Here is a 23,380-nt window from a genome sequence, read left to right as displayed (position 1 = left end):
TGCCCAGGCTTCACACGCACTGATGATCAGAAAGATCAGGCTATTGGGGGGCGGTAATCCGGAGTGGAGAAATAGGGTTGAAAAGCGGGCTCCAGACTCTGGGGCCTGGGGTGCATCAAGGGAGCCGGGCTCAGTGCCAGGGTAACCGGCAGTGACAGATGACCACCATGACACTGACAGTCGAGGCAGAGATCGAACTGTTGGGATTCAGTATGGGTCAGTTGATGACTGTGGCTGACAAAGGGAATATCGGCTTCCAAGGCTTCATCTGTGCCACAGGTACAATCCACACACTCGCTGATGACCGTGACTTCGGTGACAAATTTGAGATGAGGATGGTTGCTTTCTTCCTCGGCCGGATTGCCCAGATGCAACTGATGCGCGCCGAGATTAGCGGCGCAAAATTGCAGCACCACCAAGGCGATAAGCATATGAGTCAGTTTGCGGACAAATACAGTCAAGAATAATTCCGGTTAAGGGTAGAAGATGGCCCGTGCCCAAATAGACCTACAGGCCAAGATAAAGTTCAGTTATTTAAACACACAATGTTTGGCGTAATCGGCCGCTTCATTGGCGCTCCAATCACCTTTGGGCTTTTCATCCATCTGCTTACACCAGGCTTCACTGCCCACTTCAGGGGCACAAGCACTCAATCCAGCGGCAAAAGCCAGCGCCAGAGATGCAGCAAAAACTTTGGATAATGACATCGAAATTTCCTTATCTGAGTTACTTAATCGCCACAGAATAGCAGAATAACCGGCTTTACCCTATAGGAGGTTTCGGCAACTAGCAGGCCGAACGCTTGGCTATCCAACGAATAGCTTCATCTTTATGCTCCAGCGGATACCAGGCCAATTCAGCGCTGACAAAGGGCCCCAGCAGGCGCACCGCATTGCCTACCCAGTCTGGGCCGCCGACAAATACCAAGGCATCGAAGGGGGGCAGTTGCACCTCACCGGCTCCCGAGAGTGATGCCATTTCCCAGCCTTCCAACAACACATCTGCCTCTATGTAGAGGCAGACCTGGCCCCACTCCTGGCGGTAGCTCTTGATGGCGGGACGCAGATAGGTGCGGTAATCCTCGGCTGTGATACGGCCGCTGGCAAACAAGCTGATCACGCCTTTGGCAATATCCGGAATTTGACACAACATAAGCAAAACTCCATTGAACCTTCGACACCTGCCAACGGCACGGCATCTGATGACTATGGGTTATCCCCTTATAGTAAGTTTAGCCTTACAAGACTTTCCGCCTCGTCGAGTAAGTAAACTCTCCCATGGGATGGTAATATAGCGATTGCCTCAGAAAACAGCTATTTTGCCATGATAAAGATCTCAAACCGTGTCCAAGTTTCAGAAAATGAAATCGAATGGCAATTTATCCGCTCCAGTGGTGCCGGGGGCCAGCACCTGAATAAGGTCTCCACTGCGGCCCAACTCATCTTCGACATCAAGGCCTCATCACTGCCGGATTTCTACAAGGAAAAGCTGCTGGCCAAGGCGGATCATCGTATCAGCCAAAGCGGCAAGATCATTATCAAATGCCAGCAAAGCCGCAGCCAGGACGCCAACCGCCAGACTGCTCTGCAGCAGTTTATCGAGCTGGTCGCCTCAGTCGGCGAAGTGGCCAAGAGACGAATTCCCACCAAGGCCACCCGCGCCAGCCAAAGGCGCCGGGTTGACAGCAAGAAGCAACGCGGTGAAGTAAAATCGCTGCGGCAGAACAAGATCCGCTTCTGATAAGACCAGTCTCGCTGCGGGAATGGACAATAATTGCTGACAACAGGAAGGAATGTGCAGCGATTGTGCGGCTATTGGTCGACAAATTCGACAGCTTTTGCTGAAATCAGGGAGGCACAGATCCAGGTGCGAACTCTCCCTCAAGGCAAGGAAAACAATATGAGCAGTCAGGCAAAAATACTCTTGGTGAATGGCCCCAATCTCAACCTGCTTGGTCGCAGAGAGCCGGAACATTACGGTCATCGGACGCTGGAGCAGCTGGTGCAGGGACTGCAGGACAAGGCTCTTGCCGCCGGAGTGGAACTGGAACATATCCAGTCCAATGCCGAATACCAGCTCATAGAAGCTATCCACAACACAGATGCCGGATTTGTGATCATCAACCCGGCCGCCTTTACCCACACCAGCGTAGCACTCAGAGATGCCCTGCTGGGGGTCGCCATTCCTTTCATCGAAGTGCACCTTTCCAATGTGCATGCCAGAGAGCCGTTCCGCCATCACTCCTTTTTTTCCGACAAGGCCAAGGGAGTGATAGTTGGACTGGGGCCAAAGGGTTATGAGTTTGCCCTGGAAGCCGCCATAGAGGCACTCAAACAAGGCTGAGCAGAGGAAGGTCCGGTCACCCTTAAGTGCTGAGAATGACGATGGACATCCGCAAAATCAAAAAACTGATCGAATTGGTGCAGGAATCCGGCATCAATGAGCTGGAAATTACTGAAGGCCAGGAAGCCGTGCGTATCCGCCGTTTTGGTCCGCAACAACCCCAGGCCAGTTTCAGTATTGGTAATGACAGCGTGCAAGTACTGGCGCCTGTGGCCGGTACCTTTTTGCGCAACGCCGGCGACCATGGTGTCCCCTTGGTGGAGCTGGGCACAGAAGTTGAGCCGGGCACAGTACTGGGCTATGTGCAGGCGATGAAAGCCCTCAATCCGGTCAAGGCAGAACAGAGCGGCACGGTTAAAGCCATACTGGCAGAAAACGGTGAAGCGGTAGGACTACAGCAAACCCTGTTTGTATTGGACTAATTTCCCCCAATTTAGCTTCACCCCATATTGCGGCTGAGTTGGCGCCGCTGCGTATACAAGGACTCCAACTGGCGACTGATACTCAGCAATTGCTGCCGCAGCAATTGCTGGGACTCGCTCAAAGCCTCGACGGACATCTCGGCCGCCAGTTTGGGGGCCAAATGCAGTATCTGCTGCTCGGCCTGAGTGACTGATTCTTGCTGTACTTCCTTGATAAACAAGAGCCTGAAGCAATCAAAAAATACTGCCAATAACGTCCCCTCATCTATCCTTGCCTGTCTGAAGACAGGGTCATCGGGACGGTAGCTGATGGCGGCAACCAGATTGCACAGGGTTGTCAGCGAAGTCGCACCACCGGATAAACCGCAAGCAGACTGATAGCTTGCCAGAGTGGCAGCCAAGCGCTCGGCAAATTCGGCCTTCTGCCACTGGGCTGCTATTGCATGGATCACGCTCATATCCATCTCCTAAGGGATAAGTCACATAAAAACAGATAATTAAAGCGGTCACTCAAAGTGAGCATTTTCCCAATCGAAACTTTATATATCTTTTAACCATAAATCAGTCGCATTTACGTCAGTGAAATAAAGTATTTCCGCTGTCGGTATCAGCAAGCTATTGAAACTCTGATTTAATCAATAAAATTTACTCATCATTTCACTGCACACAGAAATAGTTTAGAAATCCGCATCCAGAAACGGCATAGTCTTTAGTTAGTGTACAGGATACCTAAAAAGCATCAGGCAAATCTTATTGAGAACCAATTAATAAAACAGAGTAAATGTATAAATTTAGGTAACCTGCATTGGGTTATTATCTATTTTTCAATATCTTTTCCATTTAAGGTAAGTATCAACCAAGGCTGTTCACCCAAAAACTAATTAAGCCCTTCCAACTAAACTCACCCATAAACAAATAGCTAACAAAACAATATAAATCAGAGCTATAGATAAACCTCCGTGACATTTCACAGGCACAAAACCAGGCCTGCCAAACTCTGCCCCAAGGACTCCAGCCCAGAAAGGCGTTCAGCTCAATAACAAGTTTGTTGGAATCCAGCTCAGTTTGATAATTGTTTGAGTGACAAATGTGACGATCATCACCAGAAAGAGTGCAGTGTTTTATATGCATATAAAGGTATGGGTATTCCTTTTGGATTAATGTATCCATGACGAATTAGAAAATTATTTCAAGCAAGATTTAGGCTGGCCTTATTTCTATGCTGATGCATATAAATAAACGGGAGTACATATGATATCCACATTAAAAATATCAGCATTCATAGTGCCGATAATATTATTGTTCCCGGCTGTGAATGCTGCCCCCTGGGCTGATTTAAGCCAAACAGAACTGGAGCAACAACTGGAGCAAAAGTTCAGTGAAGGAAAGTATTCCCCCAAGGGTGCCGACTCCTGCTTGATGTGTCATAAGCGGGATCAGAAAGTCATGGCCCTGTTTCAGGGGGTTCATGGCGCCCTGGACAACAGCCGCTCCCCCATGGCCGGATTACAGTGTGAAGCCTGTCATGGTCCCATGGGCAAACATAACCGTGGCGGTAAAGAGCCGATGATAAGCTTCGGCGCGGGTTCAAAACTGTCGAGTGATAGCCAAAACAGTGTTTGCCTTGGCTGCCACAATGACCCCAAACAGATGGCTTGGCACAACAGCTTGCATAACCTGGAGCAGGTGGCCTGCGCCGATTGTCATCAGGTGCATGCCGCTGAAGACCCCATGCTCAACCCTCTGCGGATCAACGAGGCCTGTACCAGTTGTCACACCCGTGCCAAGGCCGATATGAACAAGCGCTCAGCCCACCCTCTCAAGTGGGATCGTATGACCTGTATCGATTGCCACAACCCTCATGGTTCCCTGACTGAAAGCGCACTGAAACAAACCAGCCTCAATACCACTTGTTATGGATGCCATGCCGACAAGCGTGGGCCAGTGCTGTGGGAGCATGCCCCAGTGGTGGAAAACTGTGCCAACTGCCACAAGGCTCACGGCAGTGTTAACGAATCCTTGCTCAAAGCCCGGGTACCACAGTTATGTCAGCAATGTCACGCCGACGATGGTCATGCAGCAAGGGCGGTGGCCCAGGGTGGCAACAGCGCCTTTGGGGCCGGCAAGAGCTGTTTGAACTGCCACAGCCAAATCCATGGTTCCAATCACCCGGCCGGCAGTTTGCTGTCCCGTTAAGCAGGAGTGTTGAAGATGAGATTTCCTTTGAATCTGTTGACCATGGCTCTGCTGGGGCTCTCAGGCTCAGCGATGGCTGCCGACTTCAGTGTCAACCGCGCCAATACCGACAAGGTCAATACCTCAGGTTTCCAATGTCGCCAGTGTCAGTTGGCTCCCGGCTTAAGCGGTGAAGTGACTGCCAATGCCGGGTACAACGACAGTGATGATATCCATAGTGGAAATGCCTTGGGAGATGGCCGAGACGGCATGATAGCCAGTGTCGATGCCGAACTCGGTTACCGCAGCCAAGGAGGCTATCGCAGCCAGCTTAGAGCCCATGATTTGGGGTTGAATAACGGCTTCGTCAGTCTCAGAACCGGTCGCCCAGGTCAATATCAACTGGCGTTGGATTACCGCAATCTGACGCGCTTTGAAAACAGTGATGCAGCGACTCGGCTGTGGCACGACAAGGGGCTGCTGCAACCCAGCCCCAATCTACGTTATCTGGATCTTGAGCTGGAGCGGCAACAGGCCGGCATAGGGCTGAGCTATGACTTCGGCGCCTTGGCATCACTCGGCGACTTGAGCAGCTATGTGCGTTATGACAGAGAGGAAAAGCAAGGCCACCGCAGTGCCAGCCTGATAACACCAAGGCCGGTCAACTTTGCCTTGCCTGTAGATGAGAGCAATGACAAGTTGCGGGCAGGTTTACAGCTCAGTGGCCACAACTGGTTTACTGAACTGGCCTATCAAGGAAGCCAATACAACAATGATATCAACAACCTGAGTCTGCCTTATGCCGCAGACCTCTACAGCGCTACGCCGGACAACCAGGCGCACCAACTGACCTTGAACGGTCAGTACCGCCTGGCCAGCACGATTTTCAGTGGTCGGATAGTCGCCGGGAGAATGCTGCAGGATGAAGGACTGATCCAGATGACGGGAAATCCTCTGCAGAGCTGGGATGGTCAGGTCAATACCACAGACGCCAACCTGGCCGTCAGTACCGCGGTGAATAGCCGTCTACGCCTGGGTGGACAACTGGATTACCGCAAACGTGACAACGACTCCAGTGTGGCTGAATTTGTCCAGCTTGAACTCAATCCCGTCAGTGGCGCCATACGACAAAACCCATTGCTGGATATTGAGCGCCAGAGTGCCCGGCTCAATGCCAGTTATCGCCTGGCGCCCGGCTATCGCCTGCAAGGTGGATATGAATTCAAGCAGGTAGAGCGCAGCTATGGCGAGCGGGAAGAAACCCGCGACCATAACCTGTGGGCCAAGCTGGGAATGCAGTTGGTTTCACCGCTGCGGCTGGATCTCAAGGCCAGTTATGGCGACCGCGGCGGCAGTCGTTATCAAGCCGGCGAGCTGACATCCAGTGAAACCAATAGCCTGTTGCGTAAGTACCACCTGGCGGATCGGCGGCGGACGGCCATGGAAATGGGGCTGCAGTATACGCCGCTGAACTGGATGACCCTGGATTTCAACAGCCACTATGCCCTGGATGACTACCGGGACACTGTGATTGGATTGACCGAATCTCGTGACTATGGATACGACCTGAATCTGTCTTTGCAATTGAGTGAACGCTTGAGCGCCTACGGTACGGCCGGTCAACAGTGGATCAGTTCCCAACAAAACGGGGATCAGTTAACGCCATGGCACAGTGACATCAAGGATAACTTTATCTCCCTCGGGGTCGGCCTAGCCTACAGCGGTTTGCTGGATGAACGCTTGACCTTGGGGGCTGATTATCAATTTGCCAACTCTGAGGGTAACACCCTGACAGAAGGCGGGGCCTATGACGACTACTACAGCTTTAACCACAGCGCAGAGCTGTACGGCCGCTACCACCTGAACGACGCCATGGCACTGAAACTTACCTATAGATATGAACGCTATTTCGACACAGATGGTAACGAGGTCGGGATAGACGCAGTGACGGGTTTAACGACTTTGGGGGTGCTCAACCATAACTACAACGCCCATCAGCTGATGTTGTCCTTCAGCTACCTGCTGCCTTGAGCAAGGCTTACATTGTGAGGATAAAAAATGGAACGTAGAAACTTTTTGAAGATGAGTGCTGCTCTTGGCGCTGCAGCCACGGTATCCGGCTGTGATTCCAGCTCTAAGGACGCTAACGTGGTGCCTCCCAAGCCTCCGGTAACTGACGAACAACTGAATTGGTCGGCATGCCTGGTGAACTGTGGCTCCAACTGTCCGGTCAAGGTCTTCAGCCGTGATGGGGTCATCACCCGCGTTGAATCAGATCATGAAACCACTGATGAATACGGCGTCAACCATCAGATCCGTTGCTGTCCACGTGGCCGTTCACTGCGTCAACGCACCTATGCAACAGATAGATTGCGCCAACCCATGAAACGGGTCGGTGAGCGCGGCGAAGGTAAGTTTGTTCCTATCACCTGGGAAGAAGCCTATGCCGAGATAGGCTCCAAACTGCAACAGATAGCCCAAGACCAAAGCAAGGGGCCCGAGTCTATCTACATGCACTATGGCACCGGTGCTTACTATGGTTTTGCTGCCAACACCAAAACCTGGGGACGGCTGCTGAACCTGAATGGTGGCTTCCTGGACCACCATTGGGACTATTCCTGGGCCGGCGTTTATGCCGCCTGTATTGCAACCTATGGCGATCAGTGGGATAGCATTGGCGGCACTTCGCTGGATCAAATTGCCAACTCGGATCTGTTTGTGGGTTTTGGTTTCAACCCCAATGAAATCCGTATGAGCGGCAGCGGCGAAGGCTATGATTTTATTAAGTCTCTGGCGGCCAATACCAAGGGCATCAAAGTTTGGATGGTAGAGCCTCGCTACACAGACTCAATGCGCGGAAACGAGGATCACTGGCTTCCCATCAGACCCGGCACAGATGCCGCACTGATTGAAGCCATCATTCATGAAATGATCACCTCAGGGTTTGTCACTCGCGAAGTGAAAAGCTTCCTGGATAAATATGTGGTGGGATTCGACCAACAGTCCCTGGAAAATGCCAAGGCCGCAGTCGCCCTCAACAGCGACGCCTTCATTGCCTCCCATGCCCAGTACATAGATCCGGCAGAGAACTACCACGATTACATCATGGGCGTAGGTAAATTTGCCGCCGATGGTGCCCACAACACCCAGTGGGCCGCCGAAATATGTGGTGTGCCGGAACATAAAATCAAAGCCTTGGCCACAGATATCATGAACGCCAGCGCACCCTATATCAGCGCCGGTGCAGGTATCAGCCGCCATGCCAACGGTGATCAGGCTACCCGCGCCGTGTACACCCTGGCAATCATGACGGGCAAACTGGGCCGAGAAGGGGTTAACAACGGGGCCATGCCCACCAGCTACAGTTTTGCCGTGCCGGCAATGCCTACCGGCACCAACCCGGTTGAGGTCACTATTCCGGTATTTACCTGGTCCGATGCCATAGTTCGCGGCCAGGAGTTTACCGGCAGCAAAGATGGTGTGCGTATCGCCGGCAGCAGCAACGAGCTGGTGGATCACAATGCCACCACGCTGAAAACCGGCATCAAGGCCATTATCAACTGCGCCGGTAATGCCCTGGTTAACCAACACTCCGACAGCAACGGTACCGCGGCTATTTTGAAGGATGAAAATCTGTGTGAGTTAATCGTGGTCTGCGATTGCTGGATGACACCATCAGCCAAGTTTGCCGACTATCTGTTGCCGGACAGCACCTGGCTAGAATCCAACGACTTTGCCAACGACAGCTATGCTTCGGGTCAGATGGCCTACGCCACCTTTATGAGCAGCGCCTTGAAACCTTTGGGCCAGGCTCAATCCATGTATGAAATCTGCAGCGGCATCGCCCGCGCCATGGGTAAAGAAGCCGCCTATACCGAGGGTCGTACAGGCGAACAGTGGTGTGAGCACCTTTATACCCAGACCAAAGCAATGCATCCGGACATCAATTGGCCCGATACTTATGCAGAAGCGCAAAAGGCCGGGGTATTCCGTAAATACATGCCATCGTCAACCATTGCCATGCAGGCCTTTGTGGCCGACCCGGTTACCAATGCCAGACCAACCATCTCAGGCAAGATCGAGCTGTACTCCATCTCTCTGGCCCGCAAGGCAGCCACCTGGACACTGCGTCCTGGAGATCAAATCACTGCATTACCCAAATATGTTGTGACCTGGGACGGATATCAGGATCAGGAAACGATTGATAAAGGCTTTAATCTGCAATTGTGTGGCTACCATACCAAGGGTCGCACCCACTCCAGTTACCACAATGTGCCCTGGCTGCGCGAAGCGGTGGAAGACGCACTGTGGATGAACCCAACTGACGCTGCTGAACATGGTATTGCCGACGGTGACATAGTCTGGGCCTATAACGAGCGAGGCACCATTGAAGTACCGGTGAAAGTGACCCCCAGGGTCATACCCGGTGTTTGTTCCCTGGGACAGGGTGCTTGGTACAAGCCGGATCCGGCAATGAGTACCGGGCCTTCCGGACATACTGTCGATCTGGGCGGTTGCATCAACACTTTGACCAAGTATCACCCGTCACCCATTACCAAGGGTAACCCTCAACACACCAACCGTGTTGCTGTTATCAAGAAAAGATAATAGAGGATCAAAAAATGACTCAGCAAACTCAATATGGATTCTACTTTGACAGCAGCAAGTGCACAGGTTGCAAGACTTGTCATATTGCTTGTAAAGACCGCATGGTTGGCCTGTTACGCTCAAAAGACAACGTCAGGGAACTGGGGGTGGCCGCCTTGCCCGGAGTGATTTGGCGACGGGTGTATGAATACGGCGGTGGCAGTTGGAATCAAAACGGTGACGGAAGCTATGAACAGGACGTATTTGCCCACTACGCCTCCATAGGCTGCAACCATTGCAGCGAGCCTGTCTGTGTTAAGGCCTGCCCCACAGGTGCCATGCATAAACAGCAAGACAAGGGTTTGGTATTGGTCGAGGAATCTTTGTGTATAGGCTGTCAATCCTGCGCCCGAGCTTGCCCTTACGATGCCCCGCAATTGGATACTCAGCGCAAGATCATGACCAAATGCGATGGTTGCCAGGATAGGTTGCAGGAGGGGAAGAAGCCTATCTGTGTTGATGCCTGCCCACTCAGGGCCTTGGATTTCGACACCATGGATAATCTGCGGGCCAAGTACGGCGATGGCGATGGCCATTTTGCCCCGCTGCCATCACAATCCATCACCTCACCCAACCTGATAGTCAAAGCGCCACGAAATGCCCGCAGCAATGGGCAGATCCTGAATATCAGGGAAGTGTAACCCTCAAGAGAGCAGCCTTGGCTGCTCTCCTTCTTTGGAGTTTTATGGCTATCTCAACCGATACACTTTTCTGTTTGCAGAGTATCGCCAACGTATTGCATAAGGTGTTGCTGGATCTGCCCACGGCAGGGCTGGTTGAACACTTTACGCTGAGCGATATCGCCACGCAGTGGCCCAGGCTGACTCACAGCCAACGCGAATCTTTGGCTTTGAACAAGTTGAGCGACTATCTCAAGCACTGGGATGGAAGTCGTGAGCAACTGATTGCACTGCAATTGGATTATGGCCAGTTATTCAACGGCCCCGGGACTCCGGTTGCGCCGCCCTGGGGCTCGGTTTATCAGTCTGCTTCAGGTTTGTTGAATGGCTCTTCCACCCTAGATTTACTGACTTTTTATCAACAGCATGGGTTGCAGATCCATTTCGATCGCAACGAGCCGGTCGACCATCTGGGACTGATCTGCGTTGTCATCGCCTACCTGCTGGACAAAATGGCGACAGATAATCGAGAACAGTATTCACCAATATTGCAAAGGCTATTGACTGACCATGTCCAACCTTGGGTGCAACGCTGTCTGTCACTGGCGGAAGAACATGCTCAAACAGGCTATTATCTAGGTTTATCACTATTGGCCAGCGAGTATTTTCGTTATCTGCAAGCCGTGAGTAATGAGCTCGATGAAAGCGACGCCTAAAATCAATATGTTAAATATGGATATAAGTAGATATATAGAAAACATAATGGCATAAGTTAACCTGGTTTTACGGATCGACACCACATTTGTCCAACCGAAGCCATGTTACAATTCTTACAAATGTTATATTTTGGGTGCGAATAATGTTGACTGCAATCTCACTTGGAGCAGATGAAAAAAAGAAATCGACGCTGTTCTTTCCCGGCGGAGTCAATGATCGCATTGCCGAATTTTTCTATGCCAATGGCGCGCCACAGAAATTAAAAAAAGGTGAGCAGTTAAATAAAAATCTATTATTGAACAACTTTATCTATCTCGAAAGCGGTCTGATTTTCTACTCCAAAAGAACCAATGACTTTACCCGTCCAAAATTTCTGAATGCCATATTCCCAGGGCGACTGACCGACTATCATCTGTTGCTGGATGAGGGCTGCACTTGTTGTAAGAATATTCTTGCTGCCAGAGACAGCAAAATCATCACTATAGATAAGAAACTGATAAAAAAGCTGGTGACAGAAGATATCGACCTGTTTATGCAGTTCATGTATGACGCCGCCTATTATACAGAACGCCAGACCGGATTGGCCATTTTCTTGCTGACCTCATCACCGGAAGACAAACTGATCAAGTTCTTATTTGATATATTGGTTGTGCTTCAAGTTCCCTTTGATAAACATTGGTTAACCATAGATCTTAAATTAACCCGTGACGAAATTGCCGACATATTGCATATCAGCACTATTAAGTTGGACCTCATGTTTGGTCAATTAAAGAAGCAAGACTTGCTTAAACGGGTTAGTAATAAACTATGCGTTAATATCGATATTTTCAGCGACTTATCCCCCTGCCCATTGGGTAGGGAAGATGCCAGAGGCTGTCAGTCGAACAATATGCAAAAGTTCAAGCCGCAAAATATGATAAGTACCAACAATAGATATTAATCTGTTGCCCCATACCGCCATATGATTCATGGCAGATAATAATCTATATTGCCTGAAAGCAACTTGGTTTCGAACTTAATTCATAGCCCCATGAGGAATATTCAGGACGGGGTAAAGGCAACAAAAAAGGCGTCCCATGGACGCCTTTTCGATTGGTTGCAGTGGCAATTACTTTTTGCCCAGCATACCGAAACGCTTGTTGAACTTGTCGATACGACCACCGGTATCAACAACTTTCTGAGTACCAGTGTAGAAAGGGTGACATGCACCGCAAACGTCCAAGTGCAGAGCTTTGCCTGCAGTAGAGTTTACTTTGATGACGTTGCCACAAGTACAAGTTGCAGTGATTTCTGCGTATTCAGGATGGATACCTGGTTTCATTGGGGTTACCTCAAGTTAAGGCCATGTCGCTCTTCCAACCCGAAGTCGGACACCACATGCGGTTAATATCAAAAGTTCAGGGCGCAGAATAGTACAGTATCTACCCAGCGCTGACAAGTAGGCGACTACATCTGCTCGAACTTTTCTTTGGCGGCCGTCTTATCTCCATAGGACTCCAGCAAGCTACTACTGGGGCAGTGCAACTTGGCATCACTGCGAAGGTTGCGAATATCACCACGACTGAAGGCCTTGGGATTGGCATCAAAAATGGCCAGCATGGCGCCATAGACGTGGGTATGGCTGTTCTCGGCATAGCGGCTGGCCACCCGCCAGAGGGTTTCTGTACCATCGAAATCCAGCATGCATCCCGGCTCACGACTATCAATTGGCAGAGTCTTCACCTGGCGCCCCGGCGCTGCAACGGCTTGAGATGCCGAGGGCACACCAAGGCTTTGAGGCTCACTCTGGGGTTGACCGGCGACATCTTTAACTCTTTGAGCTTGAACGGCTGGCGGTGGCACGACTTTGCTTGATACGACTGTGGCTTGCACAGCTCTGGCCTCTATCGTTTTGTTTTCTATGGCCTTGTTTTCTATAGCTTGGGTTGACACGGCAACCTGCGGTGACTCAGTCGGCATCTGCTCGGCAAAGACTCTTGCCCGGTTGGAGCGCAGCGCCACAGGCACTGAGGTATCGAACAAGGGTAAGCGTTTGAGTTCATGCCAGCGATTGATTCGGTATTCCCGCACCAACAATTCGGCCTGCTTGTCGGTCACTTCATCTATCCCCAGCAGCAGCACCATGTAACGGTTGATGGGTTGCACCATGAGTTTTTCCGCCGCACCTTGCTGCCTGACAATAAACTCAAGCCGGGTCATATCCTCACTGTCGGCCACCACGTTGACCTTGATCAGCGGCAGATGCCCGAGTTCAAACATTCTTTGATTGATACTGACATGGGCGGTTTCTGCTCTGGCAACAGACGTTAGCAACATGAGTACAAGCATCAGTAAACCCGCTCTCATCCATATCCTCTCTAATTTGATTTGTAGTTACCCAGTTTAGGTTATCCGGCTTAGGTTCTCTGACTTAGGTTCTCTGGTTTGGATTCGTTAAGTCAGCACGTTCAAGCTGCGGTTTTTGCGGCTTTTTGTTTCCGGGACTGGTTCTCTCATTCTAGCCTGAGTAAACTGACGGGCAACATGTGCCGTGATTATTTGCGAAAACTCTGACTATGCCGCAGTTTGTAGAAGTTGCCCTTCCCGTTCCCATGCGGCAGAACTTCAGTTACCTGATGCCCAAAGCTTGCCCCTGGCCACTCGAGCCGGGAATGCGGGTGCGCGTGCCCTTTGGCCGCCAGCAACTCATAGGCCTGGTGACAGGCCTGAGTGATGAGTGCGAACTCGAGCCCAAACAACTCAAGCCGGTATATCAAGTGCTGGACAGCGCGCCATTGCTGCCACCGGCGCTGTACCAACTGACCCTTTGGGCCGCCAGATACTATTTCTGCAGCCAGGGGCAGATGTTGACCCAGGCCCTGCCGGTGGCGCTGCGCAAGGGTGCCGATGCCGCACCGGAGAAAATCAGTTATCTGTGTCTGACCAGTGCGGGCCAGGAGGCCACACTGGAGTCGCTGAAACGCGCTCCCGCCCAACGCAAACTGCTGCAACAGCTCAAACAGGGGGAACTGACCACTGAAGAGGTCAATGCGCTGGAGCTGAGCAAGAGTGCCATCAAGGGGCTGCTGGACAAGGGCTGGGCCGAGCAACGAGAGCGGTCAGTCAGTGCCAATCTTGAATGGCGGCAAAAGCTTGAACTGGGGGAAGAACCTCACAGGCTCAACCCGGAGCAAGCCGTGGCGGTCGCCAGCCTCAATGCCCAAAGCGGCTATCAGTGCAGCTTGCTTGAAGGGATCACAGGCTCAGGCAAGACAGAGGTCTATCTGGCGGTACTGGAAACCATGCTCAAGGCTGGCAAGCAGGCGCTGATCCTGGTGCCGGAAATCGGCCTGACGCCGCAAACCATCAACAGATTCAAACGCAGATTCAAAGTCACGGTTGCCGTGATCCATTCCGGCCTGACCGACAAGCAGCGCCTCGACGCCTGGCGCCTGGCCCGCAGTGGCGAGGCGGCTATCATAATCGGCACCCGCTCGGCGCTGTTCACTCCCATGGCCTGGCCCGGGATCATCATTCTCGATGAGGAACACGACAGCAGTTTCAAACAGCAGGAAGGCGTGGGTTATCACGCCCGGGATCTGGCCGTCATGCGCGGCCATCTGGAGCAGGTTCCTGTACTGCTGGGCAGCGCGACACCGTCGCTGGAGAGCCTGCAAAACGCCCTCAGCGGCCGCTATCAGCATCTGCAATTGGGAGAGCGTGCCGGCAATGCCCTCAAGGTGCGCCAGGGACTGATAGATATCCGCAACCAACCCCTGCAGGCGGGCATGTCGCAACCGCTGCTGAACGAGATGCGCCTGCATCTGCAGGCCGGTAACCAGGTGTTGCTGTTTCTCAATCGCCGCGGCTTTGCCCCAGCCCTGTTGTGCCACGAATGTGGCCATCTGCACGAGTGCGATCGCTGTGATGCGTTTTTCACCCTGCACCAATCCCTCGGCGAAATTCGCTGCCACCACTGCGGCAACCAGTATGCAATTCCACGCCAGTGCCACAACTGCGGCAGCACCATGTTGCAGGGTCAGGGCATTGGCACGGAGCAATTGGAGGCGGCGCTCAGCAAGGAGTTTCCCGAGTATCCCGTGGTGCGAATCGACCGGGATACCACCAGCCGCAAAGGCTCGCTGGAACAGCACTTAAGCGCCATTCATCGCGGCGAATACAAGATATTGGTGGGCACCCAGATGCTGGCCAAGGGACATCACTTTCCCGATGTCACCCTGGTGGGGCTGCTCGATGTGGATGGCGCCCTGTTCAGCGCGGACTTTCGGGCTCCTGAGCGCTTCGGCCAGCTCTATACCCAGGTGGCCGGTCGCGCCGGCCGCGCCAGCAAGCCGGGCACTGTGCTGCTGCAGACCCATCAGAGCGACAACCCCTTGCTCAGGGATCTTATGCACAGAGGCTATGGCGAGTTTGCCCGCAGCCAGCTCAATGAACGCCAGCAGGCACTGTTACCACCGGCCTGGCATATGGTACTGATCCGCGCCGAATCCCACCGCGCCGAGGATGCCGATGCCTTTCTGGCAGCCTTCGCCGCCATGTTACCCATGGACAAGGATTTTGAAGTGATAGGCCCGCTGCCGGCGCCGCTGGATCGCAAGGCCGGCAAGTATCGGCGCCAGTTGTTGGCTCAGGCCAAAGACAGACGCAGGCTGCAACAGGTGTTTGAACAGCTGTTGCCCCAGGCCGAACAGCTGCCCGAGGCCAAGCGCTGCCGCTGGAGTCTGGATCGAGATCCTCAGGATCTGCTGTAACTGATAAGAGTCCGCAGGATCTGCTGTAACTCCCTTGAACGGCTTTAATCCGGCTCAGAATTGACCGTGAGGCCCCTGCTTGTCCTGCGGCTTGCGCAGTAGCTTATAGGTCAGCCAACTGCCGAGCGCCAATACCAGAGTAATCACCGGCGCCGCCATCAACGCCATGGTCAACAGCTTGCTGATCCGCTCCGGCAGAAACGGCATCATATAGCCCAGCGATACCAACAGCCCCACCCAGAAGAAGGCACTCAGAGCCGCAAAAAAATAGAAGGTCTTGATACAGGCCATGCGCACGCCCATCACCAAAGGCAGCAGCGAACGCACCAGCGGCAGGAAACGGGCACAGAAAAGCGCCACCAGCCCATGACGCCCAAGGAGTTTATCCACTGCCGCCAGGCTGTCGGGCGGCACCTTGTAGACCCAGCCCTGCACCCTGGGCAGACGATTGAGCAGCCGCCCCTGAACAAATGCCAAATAGCTGCCGCCTGCGGCCGCCACAAACAGCAACAGATACACCAGCAAGGGGTTAAGGATCCCCATGGCCGCCAGGGTACCTGAAAGAATGACCACACTGTCGCAAGGCAAGGGGGCCGCCGGCAGCAAGGCGCTCTCCAGAAAGATAAAGCTGAAGATGCAAACATAGATACTCAGGGCGATACCCGGAGCATGCAGCGCGGTAAAATCCTGCTGCCAAATAGCCTGTAACACTGTGGTGATGGAGTCCAGCATCTTTATCTCCATTAAAACTATCGGCACGCGCCGATGGGGAAATCTTGGATCCGAGAAGGATCGGAGAGACATCATACTCCCCCAAAATGAAGATCAGCGATTCTTAAACAAAGATTCATCCATAATAGTGATCTTAAAAGGCACCCGGCTGCGGCAAACCCAGGCAACAACAAAATTTGCTGATAAAACCGTACAGGTGATAGCAATGTTACCGCCGAAAGCGCTAGAATGTGCGGTTATTCCCCTTTTAACCTTTATCAGTCAGTGTCGATAAAACGCCAATGAAATCACATATCCAATCTTTGCTTGAACAGACAGTAGCCACTTTGAAACAACAGGGGCTGATCCCCGAAGAGACTGCGCCAAGGATTCAGGTAGACCGAACCAAGGATAAGAGTCACGGCGATCTGGCCACCAACCTGGCCATGATGCTGACCAAAGCTGCCGGCAAACCACCTCGGGAACTGGCACAACTGATCATCGACAATCTGCCGGCCTCCGGCCATGTGGCCAAAGTAGAGATAGCCGGCCCCGGCTTTATCAACTTCTTTATTGATGACAATGCCCTGGCCAAACAGCTGCAGGCGGCACTGGCCGACGAGCATCTGGGTATAAACCTGCCCAAGTCGCAGACAGTGGTAGTGGACTACTCCTCCCCTAACCTCGCCAAAGAGATGCATGTGGGCCACCTGCGCTCTACCATCATTGGCGACAGCGTTGTCCGGGCGCTGGAGTTTCTCGGTCACAAGGTGATCCGCCAAAACCACGTCGGTGACTGGGGTACCCAGTTCGGCATGTTGCTGGCCTATATGGAAGAGCTGCGGGCACAAAATGGTGAAAACGCCAACCTGGAGCTGTCGGATCTGGAAAGCTTCTATCGCGCTGCCAAACTGCGTTTCGACGAGTCGGCCGAATTTGCCACCCGCGCCCGCCAACTGGTGGTCGAGCTGCAATCCGGTGACGAGTACTGCAACAAGCTGTGGCGTGAATTCAACGATATCTCTCTGAGCCACTGCCATGAAGTGTATCAGCGCCTGGGCGTCAGCCTGACCCGCGCCGATGTCCATGGTGAAAGCGCTTACAACGACGATCTGGAACAGGTGGTCAAAGATCTGGATGCCCAAGGCTTGCTGTCTGAAAGTAACGGCGCCAAGGTGGTATTCCAGGAAGAATTCCGTAACAAAGACGGTGAAGCCCTGCCGGTGATCATTCAGAAGGCCGATGGCGGCTATCTCTATGCCACCACAGACCTGGCGGCCATGCGCTATCGCTCGGGCACCCTGCATGCCGATCGCGCCCTCTACTTCGTGGATCTGCGCCAGGCACTGCACTTCCAGCAAGTGTTCAGCCTGGCCCGTACCGCAGGTTTTGTGCGCCCGGAAATGACACTGGAACACATGGGCTTTGGCACCATGAACGGTGAAGACGGCCGCCCATTCAAGACCCGCAGCGGCGGCGTGGTGAAACTGGTTGACTTGCTCGATGAAGCCAATGTCAGGGCGCTGGAGCTGGTACGCAGCAAGAACCCCGACATGGACGAAGACACCCTGGCCGAAATCGCCCGGGTAGTGGGCATCGCCTCGGTGAAATACGCCGATCTGTCGAAGAACCGCGCCAGCGACTATATCTTCAGCTTCGATCAGATGCTGAGCTTTGAAGGCAACACAGCGCCATACCTGCTGTACGCCTACACCCGGGTTGCCGGGATCTTCAAGCGGGCCGAAGGTGTGGATTTGAGCAATGCCGTTATCGCTCTGGAACACGACAAGGAAAAAGAGCTGGGCAACAAGCTGGCCCAATTCGGTGAAATCCTTGCCCGTATGGTCGACAAGGGCCAACCCCATGTGCTTTGTGGTTATCTGTTTGAACTGGCGGGTGCCTTCTCCAGCTTTTACGAAGCCTGCCCTGTGCTGGCGGCCGATAACGAAACCCAGAAGCACAGCCGTCTGCTGCTGTCTCAGTTGACCGCCAAGACCCTCAAGCAGGGCCTGTCACTACTGGGTATCGAGACCCTGGAGCGCATGTAATCCATGGGACGCGATTACGCCAATAGCAAACCCAAGCCCCGCAAGCCTGCCAAGCGGGGCGCTCGCAAGCAACCGCAGCCCAAGCAAGGCTTTCCTGTGCTGTTGCTTGTGGTGGTAGTGGCCGTGGTGGCCGGCTTTGGCTATTTCCTCTGGAGCCTGAAGAGCAGCGCCCCCGAGGCCGAAGTGGTTCAACCTCAGCCACAGACTAAGCCGGTGCTCCAGAAGAAAGACCCCAACGCCCTGCCGCCCAAGCCCAAAGAGGAGTGGACCTACCTCAAGGAGCTGGAAAACAAACAGGTAGAAGTGGATCTGCCGGAAGAGAGCAACAAGCCATCTCGCCCTTATCAGATGCAGTGCGGTTCCTTCCGGGTGCAGTCCCAGGCCGACGAGATGAAAGCCGTGATCGCCTTCCAGGGGCTAGAAGCCCAGGTGCGCAAGGTGCAAGGCACCAGCGGTGTCTGGTACAAGGTGGTACTCGGCCCCTATGACAGCAAGCGCGATGCCGAGCGGCAGCGCCACGTGCTGCAAAGAGCCGGTCTCAACGGCTGTATGATCTGGTTCTGGGAAGAATAAACTCCTCTCAATTTAAAGGCTGCAAACAATAAGATTTGCAGCCTTTTTGTTTTTCAGCACGAAAGCCTCTGCCGGGCACTTGATATTCCCGCCCCCAACCCCATATAGAAAACTATCACCTCATTAGTTGGCCTTGCTGTGCCCCCAATGGGCCGTTTCATGCAGCAGACCCTGGGGATTTGACCCATGACGGACGCGCCGTCCGCCCGAGAAGAGGATCTATCGTGACCACTATCGTATCTGTACGCCGTAATAATCAGGTTGTTGTCGCCGGCGACGGCCAAGTGTCTCTGGGCAACACTGTGATGAAAGGCAATGCCCGCAAAGTACGCCGCCTGTACCACAATAAGGTACTGGCCGGTTTTGCCGGTGGCACCGCCGATGCCTTTACCCTGTTTGAACGCTTCGAGGCCAAACTGGAGATGCATCAGGGGCATTTGATGAAGTCGGCGGTCGAACTGGCCAAAGACTGGCGCAGCGACAGAGCCTTGAGAAAACTCGAAGCCATGTTGGTAGTGGCCGATCATGAAAGCTCACTGATCATCACTGGTAACGGCGATGTGGTGCAGCCGGAGCATGATCTTATCGCCATAGGCTCTGGTGGCAACTATGCCCAGGCCGCGGCGTTGGCGCTGCTGGAAAACACCGAACTGGGTGCCCGTGATATTGCCGAGAAGTCGCTGACCATAGCCGGTGATATCTGCGTATTTACCAACCAGTTCAAGACAATAGAAGAACTGAATTACTGATCCCGAGCGTGAGGAAGCATTATGTCTGAAATGACACCCCGCGAAATCGTCCACGAACTGGACGCGCACATCATAGGCCAACAGAAGGCCAAACGCTCTGTCGCAGTAGCCCTGCGTAACCGCTGGCGCCGCATGCAGCTGGATGCCGGCTTGCGCCAGGAAGTGACCCCGAAGAATATTCTGATGATAGGCCCAACCGGTGTCGGTAAGACAGAGATCGCCCGCCGTCTGGCCAAGCTGGCCAATGCGCCTTTCATCAAGGTTGAAGCGACCAAGTTCACCGAAGTGGGCTATGTGGGTAAGGAAGTAGAGCAGATCATCCGCGATCTCACCGACGCCGCGGTCAAACTGACCCGCGAGCAGCAGATGAAGAAGTGCCGCACCCTCGCCGAAGAAGCCGCCGAGGAACGGGTTCTCGATGCCCTGCTGCCCAAGCCAAAGAGTGAATGGGAGCAGGAAACCGAGGACAAGTCCCACACCCGCCAGGTGTTCCGTAAGAAACTGCGTGAAGGCCAGTTGGACGACAAAGAGATCGAAATCGATGTCTCGGCGCCGCAAATTGGCGTCGAAATCATGTCACCTCCCGGCATGGAAGAGATGACCAACCAGCTGCAGAGCCTGTTCCAGAACATGGGTCAGGGACAGAGCAAGCGCAAGAAACTCAAGATCAAGGATGCCTACAAGCAGCTGGTCGAAGAGGAAGCCGCCAAGCTGGTCAACCAGGAAGATCTCAAAGAGCAGGCCATTGAGCTGGTCGAGCAACACGGCATAGTGTTCCTCGATGAGATAGACAAAATCTGTAAGCGCGGCGAAACCTCAGGCCCGGACGTGTCCCGCGAAGGGGTACAGCGTGATCTATTGCCTCTGGTGGAAGGCTGCACAGTCAACACCAAGCACGGCATGGTGAAGACAGACCACATTCTGTTTATCGCCTCCGGCGCCTTCCAGATGAGTAAGCCATCGGATCTGATCCCCGAGCTGCAGGGCCGTCTGCCGATTCGGGTCGAGCTGGATGCCCTGACCGCCTCTGACTTCAAACGGATCCTCACCGAGCCCCACGCCTCGCTCACCGAGCAGTATGTGGCCTTGATGGGCACCGAAGGAGTCAGCATCGAATTTACCGAATCAGGTATCGACCGTATTGCCCAGGCCGCCTGGCAAGTCAACGAGCGTACCGAAAACATCGGCGCCCGTCGGCTGCACACTGTGATGGAGAGGCTGATGGAAGACATCTCTTTCGAGGCCAGCGACAAGTCCGGCAGCAAGTTTGTTATCGATGCCGAATATGTCGATGCTCACCTGGACAACCTGGTTCAGGATGAAGATCTGAGTCGCTTCATTCTCTGATTTTCACCTCAAAAAGCCTCCTTCGGGAGGCTTTTTTACGGCGCTTTTTTGCCTTCGGCGCGCGCATTCTTTATCATCCTCTCCTTTGCCCAAGCTGGAACCCAAGCTATGAAACTGACTCTGCTGACTCAAGAGCTGTACAGCAAGCTCTACCGTGATATTCAGGAATTTCGCGCCACTTTCGACCTCCCGGTCAACTCTCCTGACACCCTGGATGCCAAGGCAGACACACTGCACACCTCACTTATCAGCGAAGAGCTGACCGAACTGGCCGAGGCCGGCGATAAAGTTGAACAGGCCGACGCCATAGTCGACAGCGTGTATGTGTTGATGGGCCGCTTGGTACACTTGGGCTGCACCCAAGTCGGAGAGCGACTGGAGATCAGCTACCTGATAGATCTGCTGCTGCAGGTTGCCGCCAACAAGGCTATCGACTTTGAGCCCTGCTGGGATGAGGTACATGCCAGCAACATGAGCAAGGTATGCCGCAATGAGCAGGAACTGGCGGATACTGTGGCTCACTATGCCAAGCAAGGAGTGGAAATTGTCGGCAGCCGTCAGGGCGATTTCCTGATAGCCAAGTGCGCCAAGGATGTGGAAATGACCGGCAAGACAGTGCGCCAAGGCAAAGTGCTCAAGTCTGTCTATTATCGTCCGGCCAACCTCAAGGGTCTGGTTTAGCCCCCTCGAGTTTGCTCAGCTCCCTGTAGGTCATCCATTGTCCTTCAGGGGGCAAGGTCTGACTCATGTCCAGCTCAGAGATGTTTTGCGGGGTGACTACCCGGATCTCCGGGCTGACCCGCCCAGGCACTTTTTCGCCCTGCAGCAGCCTCACCGCCAAATCAACCGAAATTCTCGCCTGCAGTACAGGTGAGTCTGTCACTGTTGCCATCAACTTGCCCTGCTCAACCAAGGCCATGGTTTGCGGATTACTGTAAAATGCCAACACCCGCCCGGGAAACATTCTGGCCGCCACAGTGGCCGCCACCGCATTGCCCAGTAGATAATCGGCCTGAAAGCGCCGGGTCAGCGCCCGCACCAAGTCGGCCTGCACAAAGGTTTCAGTGACACCATAGCCGCCTTCAATCAGCTCGACTTGGGAACCGCTAAGCCCTTGTTTTAGCCCCAGCTCGGCATCCATCACCCAAGCCGCTCCCGAAGGGCCGGGAAACCAGGCCAGGCTGAAATCCTGTCTGCCACTGGCGGCAAACAGATATTGCACCGCGGCTTGAGTCATATCGACAAAAGACACCAACGAGCGACTGTCTACCTGATTGCTGTTAATGCCATTGACCAGATCCACAACTTTGGCGTCCTTGGCCCTGAGCCTCGGCAACTCAGCGTTGAAAAGCTCCGCCGAGACGGCCGCCAGAATATAACCTTGGGCGCCGCGGGCCTCGCATTCATCTAGCTGGCGCAGTTGCCGCTCCGCCTCAGTGTAGCCACCGGCATCATAAATACCTATCTCGACGCCCAGCCTGTCCGCTTCCTCGGCCAAGCCCCAGGCAACACCCCACCAGTAATGATCTTTACCATGGGGCAAAAGAGCACAGAGGCGCCAGGCTTTGTTGGCCCGCACCAGCGGCTTATACAATTGCGCTTCACCATCGGCACGCACCTTAACTGGATACCAGGTTGCCGTGGCAGGAAAAACCAGCAGCAATAAACTGCAGAGGAGATATTTCATCTTTTATTCCCGAGAGTCACTCTATTAACCTTATACCAATCGCCATAAAGTGGTGCCTTGATCGAGCATTCGACTGACTCGGGACGACAGAGAAGCAGAATTCAGCTACAAAAAAAGCAGACCTCCTGGTCTGCTTTGTCAGTGAGTTAAAGTGGTTAGAACTTCACTAGAGTCCCTTTCAGTGCCACCCCGGCCATGATGGCACCGGCGCCACACTCATATTCAGTCTCGCTGGCAAACTCACGCTTCTTGTAATAGGACTGGATATTGACCACAGCGTCCATCCCCTCACGCTCGGCGCGCTCCTGCAACGCCTTTAGCGCACTCAACATCACCCACTCACAGGCTTCGCGATCCGACTTGCCAAAGGCATTGGTCTTTTTATTGGTGATCACCTCACCATAGCTCTTGCTGATCTCCGGGTGAGCCTGAGTGGCAAAATACAGTGGCACATCGTAAAGGGCTTCTTTGGCCTTCTCGGTCTGCAGCAGCTCCTGCACCGGATACTGGGCTATGGTGTCGCGGGCCGCGGCGTTGGCACTGACCATCAGGGCCAGCAGCGCCAGAGCAAGTGATTTTTTCATCTATAT

24 protein-coding genes are annotated in these 23,380 nt (G+C 53.5%); 15 read left to right on the top strand and 9 right to left on the bottom strand.

Annotation, left to right across the window (positions count from 1 at the left end; genetic code table 11):
- Positions 1-35 precede the first annotated feature (35 nt).
- The 3 genes from HCX89_RS13195 to HCX89_RS13185 all read right to left on the bottom strand — a co-directional run bounded on the left by HCX89_RS13195 (position 36) and on the right by HCX89_RS13185 (position 1,152).
- Complete coding sequence (locus HCX89_RS13195; protein ID WP_028779596.1) at positions 36-461, bottom strand: hypothetical protein; 426 nt, start codon at positions 459-461, stop codon at positions 36-38.
- A gap of 69 nt (positions 462-530) precedes the next feature.
- Positions 531-707, bottom strand: a complete 177-nt coding sequence (locus tag HCX89_RS13190; RefSeq protein ID WP_037436315.1) for a DUF3012 domain-containing protein — start codon at positions 705-707, stop codon at positions 531-533.
- A 79-nt stretch (positions 708-786) separates the two neighbouring features.
- The gene (locus HCX89_RS13185; RefSeq protein WP_025009267.1) at positions 787-1,152 is read right to left on the bottom strand and encodes an STAS/SEC14 domain-containing protein; all 366 of its coding nucleotides are present in this window, start codon (positions 1,150-1,152) and stop codon (positions 787-789) included.
- Between the two features lie 171 nt (positions 1,153-1,323).
- Between HCX89_RS13185 and arfB the strand changes: the two genes are divergently transcribed.
- The 3 genes from arfB to HCX89_RS13170 all read left to right on the top strand — a co-directional run bounded on the left by arfB (position 1,324) and on the right by HCX89_RS13170 (position 2,765).
- Entirely contained in the window at positions 1,324-1,740 is a 417-nt protein-coding gene (gene arfB, locus HCX89_RS13180; RefSeq protein WP_025009266.1) for an alternative ribosome rescue aminoacyl-tRNA hydrolase ArfB, read from the top strand.
- 159 nt (positions 1,741-1,899) lie between these two features.
- Positions 1,900-2,343 carry a type II 3-dehydroquinate dehydratase gene (gene aroQ / locus HCX89_RS13175; RefSeq protein ID WP_025009265.1) on the top strand — a complete coding sequence of 148 codons (444 nt, stop codon included), beginning with the start codon at positions 1,900-1,902 and terminating at the stop codon, positions 2,341-2,343.
- A gap of 41 nt (positions 2,344-2,384) precedes the next feature.
- Positions 2,385-2,765, top strand: a complete 381-nt coding sequence (locus HCX89_RS13170) for a biotin/lipoyl-containing protein (protein WP_167716436.1) — start codon at positions 2,385-2,387, stop codon at positions 2,763-2,765.
- Between the two features lie 17 nt (positions 2,766-2,782).
- Here HCX89_RS13170 and HCX89_RS13165 read toward each other — a convergent pair whose 3' ends face one another.
- Positions 2,783-3,223, bottom strand: a complete 441-nt coding sequence (locus HCX89_RS13165) for a hypothetical protein (RefSeq protein WP_167716325.1) — start codon at positions 3,221-3,223, stop codon at positions 2,783-2,785.
- Between the two features lie 793 nt (positions 3,224-4,016).
- Between HCX89_RS13165 and HCX89_RS13160 the strand changes: the two genes are divergently transcribed.
- The 6 genes from HCX89_RS13160 (at position 4,017) to HCX89_RS13135 (ending at position 11,864) form a co-directional block, all read left to right on the top strand.
- Positions 4,017-4,961, top strand: a complete 945-nt coding sequence (locus HCX89_RS13160) for a DmsE family decaheme c-type cytochrome (protein ID WP_144131817.1) — start codon at positions 4,017-4,019, stop codon at positions 4,959-4,961.
- 15 nt (positions 4,962-4,976) lie between these two features.
- Positions 4,977-6,971: an MtrB/PioB family decaheme-associated outer membrane protein gene (locus HCX89_RS13155; protein ID WP_167716323.1), complete on the top strand. Its 1,995-nt coding sequence runs from the start codon at positions 4,977-4,979 to the stop codon at positions 6,969-6,971.
- 27 nt (positions 6,972-6,998) lie between these two features.
- Positions 6,999-9,548: a DMSO/selenate family reductase complex A subunit gene (locus HCX89_RS13150; RefSeq protein ID WP_167716321.1), complete on the top strand. Its 2,550-nt coding sequence runs from the start codon at positions 6,999-7,001 to the stop codon at positions 9,546-9,548.
- 14 nt (positions 9,549-9,562) lie between these two features.
- Positions 9,563-10,228 carry a DMSO/selenate family reductase complex B subunit gene (locus HCX89_RS13145; protein ID WP_025009262.1) on the top strand — a complete coding sequence of 222 codons (666 nt, stop codon included), beginning with the start codon at positions 9,563-9,565 and terminating at the stop codon, positions 10,226-10,228.
- A gap of 44 nt (positions 10,229-10,272) precedes the next feature.
- Positions 10,273-10,923 (top strand): molecular chaperone, encoded by a 651-nt coding sequence (locus tag HCX89_RS13140; RefSeq protein WP_167716319.1) that lies wholly within the window; start codon positions 10,273-10,275, stop codon positions 10,921-10,923.
- A 143-nt stretch (positions 10,924-11,066) separates the two neighbouring features.
- The gene (locus HCX89_RS13135) at positions 11,067-11,864 is read left to right on the top strand and encodes a Crp/Fnr family transcriptional regulator (RefSeq protein WP_025009260.1); all 798 of its coding nucleotides are present in this window, start codon (positions 11,067-11,069) and stop codon (positions 11,862-11,864) included.
- A 168-nt stretch (positions 11,865-12,032) separates the two neighbouring features.
- Here HCX89_RS13135 and rpmE read toward each other — a convergent pair whose 3' ends face one another.
- Entirely contained in the window at positions 12,033-12,245 is a 213-nt protein-coding gene (gene rpmE, locus HCX89_RS13130) for a 50S ribosomal protein L31 (RefSeq protein ID WP_025009259.1), read from the bottom strand.
- 125 nt (positions 12,246-12,370) lie between these two features.
- Positions 12,371-13,252 (bottom strand): FimV/HubP family polar landmark protein, encoded by an 882-nt coding sequence (locus tag HCX89_RS13125; protein ID WP_167716317.1) that lies wholly within the window; start codon positions 13,250-13,252, stop codon positions 12,371-12,373.
- A 227-nt stretch (positions 13,253-13,479) separates the two neighbouring features.
- Between HCX89_RS13125 and priA the strand changes: the two genes are divergently transcribed.
- Positions 13,480-15,675: a primosomal protein N' gene (gene priA / locus HCX89_RS13120; RefSeq protein WP_167716315.1), complete on the top strand. Its 2,196-nt coding sequence runs from the start codon at positions 13,480-13,482 to the stop codon at positions 15,673-15,675.
- A gap of 54 nt (positions 15,676-15,729) precedes the next feature.
- On the opposite strand, the gene HCX89_RS13115 is transcribed toward priA, so the two are convergent.
- Positions 15,730-16,407 carry a DedA family protein gene (locus HCX89_RS13115; RefSeq protein ID WP_025886808.1) on the bottom strand — a complete coding sequence of 226 codons (678 nt, stop codon included), beginning with the start codon at positions 16,405-16,407 and terminating at the stop codon, positions 15,730-15,732.
- A 281-nt stretch (positions 16,408-16,688) separates the two neighbouring features.
- On the opposite strand from HCX89_RS13115, the gene argS reads away from it, so the two are divergent.
- The 5 genes from argS to HCX89_RS13090 all read left to right on the top strand — a co-directional run bounded on the left by argS (position 16,689) and on the right by HCX89_RS13090 (position 21,784).
- Positions 16,689-18,434, top strand: coding sequence for an arginine--tRNA ligase (argS, locus tag HCX89_RS13110; protein ID WP_071237106.1), 1,746 nt, complete (start codon positions 16,689-16,691; stop codon positions 18,432-18,434).
- 3 nt (positions 18,435-18,437) lie between these two features.
- On the top strand, positions 18,438-19,007 hold the full coding sequence (locus tag HCX89_RS13105; protein ID WP_167716313.1) for an SPOR domain-containing protein: 570 nt from the start codon (positions 18,438-18,440) through the stop codon (positions 19,005-19,007).
- A 224-nt stretch (positions 19,008-19,231) separates the two neighbouring features.
- Positions 19,232-19,756: an ATP-dependent protease subunit HslV gene (gene hslV / locus HCX89_RS13100; RefSeq protein WP_025009255.1), complete on the top strand. Its 525-nt coding sequence runs from the start codon at positions 19,232-19,234 to the stop codon at positions 19,754-19,756.
- A 21-nt stretch (positions 19,757-19,777) separates the two neighbouring features.
- Positions 19,778-21,103, top strand: a complete 1,326-nt coding sequence (gene hslU / locus HCX89_RS13095; protein WP_101060251.1) for an HslU--HslV peptidase ATPase subunit — start codon at positions 19,778-19,780, stop codon at positions 21,101-21,103.
- A gap of 108 nt (positions 21,104-21,211) precedes the next feature.
- Positions 21,212-21,784, top strand: coding sequence for a nucleoside triphosphate pyrophosphohydrolase family protein (locus tag HCX89_RS13090; protein ID WP_045283201.1), 573 nt, complete (start codon positions 21,212-21,214; stop codon positions 21,782-21,784).
- Here the strand turns inward: HCX89_RS13090 and torT are convergent.
- Together torT and HCX89_RS13080 are read right to left on the bottom strand one after the other, a co-directional pair.
- Positions 21,768-22,790, bottom strand: coding sequence for a TMAO reductase system periplasmic protein TorT (gene torT, locus HCX89_RS13085; protein WP_044733576.1), 1,023 nt, complete (start codon positions 22,788-22,790; stop codon positions 21,768-21,770). The genes HCX89_RS13090 and torT overlap by 17 nt on opposite strands.
- A 155-nt stretch (positions 22,791-22,945) precedes the next feature.
- The gene (locus HCX89_RS13080) at positions 22,946-23,374 is read right to left on the bottom strand and encodes a hypothetical protein (protein WP_025009251.1); all 429 of its coding nucleotides are present in this window, start codon (positions 23,372-23,374) and stop codon (positions 22,946-22,948) included.
- Positions 23,375-23,380 lie beyond the last annotated feature (6 nt).

It is taken from the genome of Shewanella sp. Iso12, assembly GCF_012030025.1.
Classification (GTDB): domain Bacteria; phylum Pseudomonadota; class Gammaproteobacteria; order Enterobacterales; family Shewanellaceae; genus Shewanella; species Shewanella algae.
Note: the sequence above shows the minus strand (reverse complement) of the source record. Positions and strands in the feature narration are given on the sequence as shown.